The sequence below is a fragment of the Deinococcus piscis genome (assembly GCF_014653275.1).
Taxonomy (GTDB): Bacteria; Deinococcota; Deinococci; order Deinococcales; family Deinococcaceae; genus Deinococcus; species Deinococcus piscis.
Window position 1 is genome coordinate 1 of sequence record NZ_BNAL01000061.1, and the last position, 7,098, is coordinate 7,098.

Sequence of the window (7,098 nt, forward strand, 5' to 3'; positions counted from 1 at the left end):
AAGCCGCCCTGCTTCATATTTTTCTGCGATCCAGACAACGTTTCCTTCAACCTGTCAGGTACTGAGGAGCGACGGTTAGGCCCAGGGCCAGCACGGCAAATCGTTTCTGCATAAGTCTCCTTTTTGTAATGTTTTTGTAAGGTGAATACCTCATGACCATAGCATGTGTGTCATTAAAGTCGGATGAAGCCTAGAGGATGCATAACCTGCCGGAAGTTACAATTTTTGACCAGGGAAGCATGAGGGACACGAATAGACAACCTGTCGGTAGGTCAACTAGCCTGTAGGGCATGGACAACACTTATCTTCTGCTGCTCACGGCTCATAGTTGGGTCCGCTGGCTGGTCCTGCTGACCGGCATCTGGGCATTGGTCAACGCTTTTTCGGGCGTGCGTGCACGCGGCCCGATGACTTCCCGCGCACCGTTTGCGTCTTTCATGGGCAGCATCCACCTGCAAGTCCTGCTGGGCCTGGCCCTCTTTGCCATGATGGGTATGGGCGGCATGGCCCCTTTCCCCGATGGCCCCCGCGACAGCTTTGGCTGGGAGCACCTGGGCCTGGGCCTGCTTGCCGCTGTCTTCGCCACGATGGCCAACCGCGCCGCCAAAGCCCCAGCCCGCGCTGCTCCGGTCTTTGTGGCTGACGGAACCCCGGCCCCCACGCCCACGCCAGCTGCTGTCAATGACGAAATCACCCGCTGGCGCGGGGCGCTGCTCTGGACCATCCTGGCCTGGATTCCGCTGCTGCTCGCCATTCCCTGGTGGCGTCCGGTCCTGCGCATGTTCGGGCAGTAAACCCACAAAAACGCCATAAAAAAAGGCCCCCGGTGAAGGGGGCTTTTTCGTGAGTGGTAGGACTTAGCTGACGGTACAGGTTTCCAGCACGGGGAAAGAGTACTGCGAATAGCTTGGGGCACTCACAATAGTGCCGTTGGCGCTGCGGGTCTGAATTCCTAGATTCGTGTAACCCAAAACTTTGACGTTACGAGTAATGGGATTCACAGTAATGGATTGAGCGTTCAGACTCAGAGGAGCCATTTTGGGACCGAAGGTGAACAGGAGTTGGCTGGAGCCACCGTTAGCAGGGTTTACCGTCTTATAGCCAAGATTTTTGACGGTGCCACTCTTAACTCCACGTGCCAGCAATTCAACCCGTTCAGTACCAGCAGCCCAACTGGCGCTAGCCTGCACAGTAGTATTCGCGTTATCACAAATTACATAAGTACCTTTGCGAATGGTTTGACCAGTTGCTGAGTCCTTGACATCTGCAGCTAGCTGCCAATCAGTGGTAGGAGGACGGCTATCATTCACAGTGCCACCGCCGCAGCTAGCCAGAACGCCAGTCAAGCCCAAAGCCATCAATGCAATTTTTTTCATGCCTTTATCCTGCGCTCCCAAACTGACGCTTACGTGATCGGGCGTTTAAAGACCATGAGGAATCCTCAAATGTGAGGAGGCTTCCGAGCAGTTCATCCGCCGCGCTGATCGGGGTTCTAGGGTGTGGACATGATGAACTTTGCGAAGGTGTCTTTGCTGCTGGCCCCGGCGTTCCTGTCTGGCTGCGCGGTGCTGAGGGGCGGGCCGCCGCCTTATTCGCCGCTGGAAGCCCGGTATAGCGGCACCTACGAGGGCGTGCTTAGGGGGCTAACGGGCGAGTCGGCGGCGCGGCTGGTGCTGGATGTCTCCGAGAAAGACGGCAGCGCGGCGGGCGTGCTGACCAACCTGCGCAGCAACAAGAGCTACACCTTCAGCGGCGAATTTATCCCGGTGGGGGAGGGCGGCTCGCTGAGTGCGCAGCTGTTCGAGAAGGGCAACCGCCACGCCGCCAACCTGACGGCCAACCTGGGCCTTAGCGGCGGCGCAGCGCAGGTGCAGGGACAGGTGCGGACCGTGCTGCTGGGGCAGGAGTTGATGGATTTTGACCTGACGCTGCGGCGGGTGCAGCCTCAGCGGGCTGAACAGATAGGGCTGCCAGTAACAGCGCCGTCAGTAACAGCGCCCGGGGCACCGACCTTGCGCCCGGTGTGGCCCTGAGAGACATGGGGCACCATATGCCTGATGCTGCGTGGCCCAGGCGCTAAGATGGTGCTCCTGCCGGTGCCCAGCCTCTCTGGGCCGCTGGCGCAGCGTGGCCCCGGAATCCATCCGGTCAGCCCTGAGGAGAGAAAAACTGTGAAAGCTCATGTAGTCACGTACGGCTGCCAGATGAACGAGTACGACACGCACCTGGTGCAGTCGCAGCTGGTCAGCCTGGGAGCCGACCTGGTCGAAGATATAGACAGCGCCGATTTTGTGCTGCTGAACACCTGCGCGGTGCGCGGCAAGCCGGTGGACAAGGTCCGCTCGGTACTGGGCGAACTGCGTAAAGAAAAGCAGAAGCGCCCGCTGGTGGTGGGCATGATGGGCTGCCTCGCGCAGCTCGAAGAAGGCCAGCAGATCGCCCGCAAGTTCGAGGTAGATGTGCTGATTGGCCCCGGCAGCCTGCTGGATATCGGCAAGGCGCTCGAAAGCAACGAGCGCTTCTGGGCGCTGAACTTCCGTGATGAGCTGCATGAACACATTCCCCCGCCCCCACAGGGCAAGTTGCAGGCCCACCTGACCATCATGCGCGGGTGCGACCACCACTGCACCTACTGCATCGTGCCGACCACCCGTGGCCCGCAGGTCAGCCGCTCGCCTGACGACATCCTGCGCGAGCTGGACATGCAGCTGGCCGCCGGCGTGCGCGAAGTCACGTTGCTGGGCCAGAACGTCAATGCCTATGGCGTAGACCAGGGGGCGCGGCTGGCCGGATATCCCAGCTTTGCCGACCTGCTGCGGATGGTGGGCGCGAGCGGCATAGAGCGCATCAAGTTCACCACCTCCCACCCCATGAACTTTACCGAGGACGTGGCTCAGGCCATGGCCGAGACGCCCGCCGTGTGCGAGTTCATCCACTTGCCCGTGCAGAGCGGCTCGGACCGGGTGCTGCGCCGCATGGCCCGCGAGTACAACCGCGAGAAGTACCTGACCCACATTGCCCAGATTCGCAGGCACATGCCTGACGCCGTGCTGTACACCGACATCATCGTGGGCTTTCCGGGCGAAACCGAAGAGGACTTCCAGCAGACCCTGGACCTCTACGACGAAGTGGGCTACGACAGCGCGTATATGTTCATCTACTCGGCCCGCCCCGGCACGCCCAGCTACAAGCACTTCACCGACCTGCCCCGCGAGGTCAAGACTGAGCGGCTGCAGCGCCTGATTGCCAAGCAAAAGGACTGGAGTGCCCGTAAGTTTGCGGGCAAGGTGGGCACGGTGCAGGAAGTGCTGGTGCGCGGCGACGCTTACACCGCTGGTTTTCTGGAAGGCCACACTCGCGGCCAGCATCCCACCGTGGTGCCCAAAGCCGTAGGCGCGGAGGGCGCGGGCATCTATCAGGTCCGCATTGACCACGCCACCCCGCACATGCTGTATGGCAAAGTGGTGGACGCCCAGGGCCGCCCGCTCGAGGAGTTGCCTCAGTTCACGCCCGAAGCGGCGGCGCTGAGCAGTCCTCTGCAAATGCTGTGAAGGTCTAAGGGTCGCAAAGTCTAAGGGTCTAAGGGCTCAAGAGAAGAAGGTCTAAGGGATAAGCAGTGGCTGCCCTTAGACCTTCCGACTTTTAGACTCTTGGACCCTTAAGCGTGCTCAGGCATCGACGCCGTCACTTCAGGGCGCACACCTTCTTCAAAGCGCCCAAAGTTCTCGCGGAACATGCCCGCCAGCTTCTTGGCGGTGGTGTCGTAGGCGTCCTTGTCGGCCCAGGCTTCGCGGGGGTTCAGCACTTCGCTGGGCACGCCGGGCACTTCTTTGGGAATGCTCAGGCCGAAGAACGGCTCGGTCTCGAATTCCACGTTATCCAGTTTGCCTTCCAGCGCTGCGTTGATCATGGCGCGGGTGTGCCGGATGCTCATGCGTTTGCCTTCGCCGTACTGGCCGCCGGTCCAGCCGGTGTTGACCAGCCACACGGCTGACCCGTGCTCTTTGACCTTGCGCGACAGCAGTTCGGCGTACTCGCCGGGGTGGCGGGGCATGAAAGGCGCGCCAAAGCAGGTGCTGAACGTGGGCTGCGGCTCGGTGACGCCCAGCTCGGTGCCAGGAATCTTGGCCGTAAAGCCGCTGATGAACTGGTATTCCATCTGCTCCGGCGTCAGGCGCGAGATGGGAGGCAGCACACCGAACGCGTCGGCGGTCAGGAAGACCACGTTCTTGGGGTGTCCGGCAATAGAGCCGGGCTGAATGTTGTCAATCTGCTCGATGGGATAGGCGCTGCGGGTGTTCTCGGTGAGAGAACCGTCGTCCAGATCAGGTACGCGGTTCTCGTCCAGCACCACGTTTTCCAGTACGGTCCCGTAGGTGTGGGTGGTGCGGTAGATGGCGGGCTCGGCTTCGGGGTTCAGGTTAATCACTTTGGCGTAGCAGCCGCCCTCGAAGTTGAACACGCCGGAGTCGGTCCAGCCGTGCTCGTCGTCGCCAATCAGCTTCCGCGTCGGGTCGGCGCTCAGGGTGGTCTTGCCGGTGCCCGACAGGCCAAAGAACAGCGCCACGTCGCCGCCCTCGCCCACGTTGGCCGAGCAGTGCATCGGCATGACGCCGCGTTCAGGCAGCAAGAAGTTCAGCACGCCGAAGATGCCCTTCTTGTTTTCGCCTGCGTACTGGGTACCGCCCGCGATGATCATTTTCTCGCTGAAATTCACCAGGATGAAGGTATCGGTGCGGGTGCCGTCCACTGCGGGGTCAGCGGTAAAGCTGGGGATATTCAGCACAGTCCAGTCGGCTTCAAAGTTCTGGCGCTCCTCGGCGGTGGGGCGCACGAACATGTTGTTCACGAACAGCGAGTGGTAGGCCATTTCCTGAATGAACCGCACCGAGATGCGCTGCTCCGGGTCAGTGCCGGCGTACAGCTCCTGCACGAACAGTTCCTTGTCCTTGGCGTAGTCCAGCATCTTGTCCAGCAGCCGGTCAAACACGTCCGTGCTGATGGGCTGGTTGAAGCCTTGCCACCACACGGCGTCCTTGGTCAGCTCGTCTTCGACGATAAAGCGGTCTTTGGGGCTGCGGCCAGCCTTGTTGGTCCGGACGGCCAGCGGCCCGCCCTGGGCGATCTGGCCTTCGCCCAGGCGCAGGGCATGCTCATAGAGCTCAGGCACGGTGGGGTTGCGGTGGATGCGGGCAGACTGAAGCAGGCTACCAGTGCGGGATGGGGTTGCAGTCATATGTTTCCTCCGGGGCGTGTTCAGCAGCTGGGTCCTGGCGAAACCAGGGCTTTCCGAGCTGTCCGGCAGGGCAGCAAAAAGCCGCGCCGTGTACCGAGTGAAGGCAAACTTTGCTCTTGTCTCCTGTACTGAGCTCTTCTGTAGGGGCTCGCCTGTACCGGGCCACGCCACAAAGACTGGCCGCTAGGCCCGCTGCTGAACTGAACGCTTTCTATTGTGCCGTAAGTGTCACCGGATAACAAATATCCTTATTCACTTCGGCTCTCATACGGATGGCGGTTGAATCGCTCAGTTTGGAGTGAGGCAACCCGGCCCACAGAAGTCAAAGAACACATGTTACGCGGCATGAAGTCATAGGGAATGATTTCTGTGGCCTGTGGCGGCATGGACACTTCAGTCATCATTGTGGCGCTGCCGCCCGGTTTCAGGTTGGGCCTGTGGACAGGGTAAAAATTCTCGCAACAGACCCAAAAAAACCCTGCCACGGTGGGCAGGGCTTGGGAGCTTCCAGGTGTGTTGACTCGGTTAACTGGACCTGGCCGAACCGGTTCAGGCTTTGGGCGTGTGGCCGCTCTCGCTGCCGCTCAGGCGGTCATTCGGGGCAGGCTTGGCCTGGGTGCTGCTGTCTGCGGGCTTGTCAATGCTGGCCGGAGCTTCAGCGCCCGTCTTGGGGTTGCCGCTGTCTTTGGAGGCGTCGCCAGTTGCCGCCACGCTCTTGTTGGCCGTTGGTGCGGGGTTGGTGCTGGGCTTGGGGCCTTCGATCCACATTTCGCCCACGCTGGCCTTGAAGGAGCGACCTACGCGCTCCAGATGGTGACGGGCGTCAGGGGAGACTTTCTCCACGCCTTCGAGCACGGCTGTGCGGGCTTCAGGCATACGGGCCAGCGCCACCGCGCCAGCGCCGAGCAGGCCTAGCAGGACGGTGCCGCCGCCCAGGCCACCGCCCGAGCGGGCCTGGCGCTCGGCCAGACGCTTTTGCTTGAGCACGTCTTTTTCAAAGCGGCCAAATTCACGCTCGGCCATCTTGTGCAGCGGGGCGACTTTCTTCTCAATGGCGCGCTCCAGCTTGTGGGCCTGCCAGTCCCGCTTGGTGCTGCGCAGTTCACGTTCGGCGTCGCGGCGGGCACGGTTCAAGTCGCGCTCCATCTGGCGGCGGCGGTCTTCCAGCTCATCTCCGCTGCGGCTGAGGAAGCCCAGGAAGCTGCTCTGCAGGTCTCCAAGCTGTTCGCTGCCCTGGCGTGCGGCGTGACGGGCCGTGCGGCGCGCCTGCTTGACCTGATGTTCACCCTGGTCGGCCAGTCCCATCACGCTGCGGCGGGCGTCTTTGCGGACCCCTTGCAGCGTGTCTTCGGCCTGCTCGGCGCGGCTGTGCCACTCTTTTTGGGCGTCGGCAGCCAGGCGGGTCGCCCGCTCGGCAGCCGTCTCCAGCAAACCCTGAGCGCGGCCTACCAGTTCGGGGGCGTCATCGTGCCGCCAGTCGTGCAGGGCCTGCTGGCCTTCGCGGGCCAGGCGGCGGGCGCGGCGCTCGGCCTGCGTGGCGGCCACGCTCAGCGCGGGAACCACTTCTTCTTCCAGTAGTTCACGGCCCTGGCCGTAGGCAGAGCGGGTGGTGCCCACCACGCGGTCACGCAGATTGCGGTCCAGCAGCAGGGCCGCCAGACCACCCATCAGCACCAGATTGGATGCGGAAATTCCAGATTTTTTGGTCATGTCTATCAACTCCTTTAACGCCAGCCAGTCTAGACCATCCTCCCGTGAGGACGGCGCTTCGCTAAGTTTCTCTATATCCGGGTCTCTAAGTAGCTTCCGGGTGTAGACTAAGTCATCAGACGACTTGACCCCCAACTGACTCCTGAAGACGA

Annotated in this window: 6 protein-coding genes; 3 read left to right on the forward strand and 3 right to left on the reverse strand. The window is 61.7% G+C overall.

Going from position 1 to position 7,098, the window contains the following annotated elements:
- The first annotated feature begins 290 nt into the window (after window positions 1-290).
- Window positions 291-794, forward strand: a complete 504-nt coding sequence (locus IE158_RS13055) for a hypothetical protein (RefSeq protein WP_189644144.1) — start codon at window positions 291-293, stop codon at window positions 792-794.
- Between the two features lie 63 nt (window positions 795-857).
- Here the strand turns inward: IE158_RS13055 and IE158_RS13060 are convergent, their stop codons facing one another.
- Window positions 858-1,376 carry a hypothetical protein gene (locus tag IE158_RS13060; protein WP_189644145.1) on the reverse strand — a complete coding sequence of 173 codons (519 nt, stop codon included), beginning with the start codon at window positions 1,374-1,376 and terminating at the stop codon, window positions 858-860.
- 129 nt (window positions 1,377-1,505) lie between these two features.
- Here IE158_RS13060 and IE158_RS13065 point away from each other — a divergent pair, with 129 nt between their 5' ends.
- The gene (locus IE158_RS13065; protein ID WP_189644146.1) at window positions 1,506-2,033 is read left to right on the forward strand and encodes a hypothetical protein; all 528 of its coding nucleotides are present in this window, start codon (window positions 1,506-1,508) and stop codon (window positions 2,031-2,033) included.
- A 138-nt stretch (window positions 2,034-2,171) separates the two neighbouring features.
- Window positions 2,172-3,551 carry a tRNA (N6-isopentenyl adenosine(37)-C2)-methylthiotransferase MiaB gene (gene miaB, locus IE158_RS13070; RefSeq protein WP_189644147.1) on the forward strand — a complete coding sequence of 460 codons (1,380 nt, stop codon included), beginning with the start codon at window positions 2,172-2,174 and terminating at the stop codon, window positions 3,549-3,551.
- Between the two features lie 107 nt (window positions 3,552-3,658).
- Here miaB and pckA read toward each other — a convergent pair whose 3' ends face one another.
- A complete protein-coding gene (gene pckA / locus IE158_RS13075) occupies window positions 3,659-5,236 on the reverse strand; it encodes a phosphoenolpyruvate carboxykinase (ATP) (RefSeq protein ID WP_189644148.1) in 1,578 nt (525 codons plus the stop codon).
- 549 nt (window positions 5,237-5,785) lie between these two features.
- Window positions 5,786-6,946: a hypothetical protein gene (locus IE158_RS13080; RefSeq protein ID WP_189644149.1), complete on the reverse strand. Its 1,161-nt coding sequence runs from the start codon at window positions 6,944-6,946 to the stop codon at window positions 5,786-5,788.
- Window positions 6,947-7,098 lie beyond the last annotated feature (152 nt).

What these genes read in the sequence shown, in the direction of transcription:
- IE158_RS13055 (WP_189644144.1), top strand. Translation starts at nt 291, where the DNA reads ATGGACAACACTTATCTTCTGCTGCTCACGGCTCATAGTTGGGTCCGC.
- IE158_RS13065 (WP_189644146.1), top strand. Translation starts at nt 1,506, where the DNA reads ATGATGAACTTTGCGAAGGTGTCTTTGCTGCTGGCCCCGGCGTTCCTG.
- pckA (WP_189644148.1), bottom strand. Translation starts at nt 5,236, where the DNA reads ATGACTGCAACCCCATCCCGCACTGGTAGCCTGCTTCAGTCTGCCCGC.
- IE158_RS13080 (WP_189644149.1), bottom strand. Translation starts at nt 6,946, where the DNA reads ATGACCAAAAAATCTGGAATTTCCGCATCCAATCTGGTGCTGATGGGT.
- IE158_RS13060 (WP_189644145.1), bottom strand. Translation starts at nt 1,376, where the DNA reads ATGAAAAAAATTGCATTGATGGCTTTGGGCTTGACTGGCGTTCTGGCT.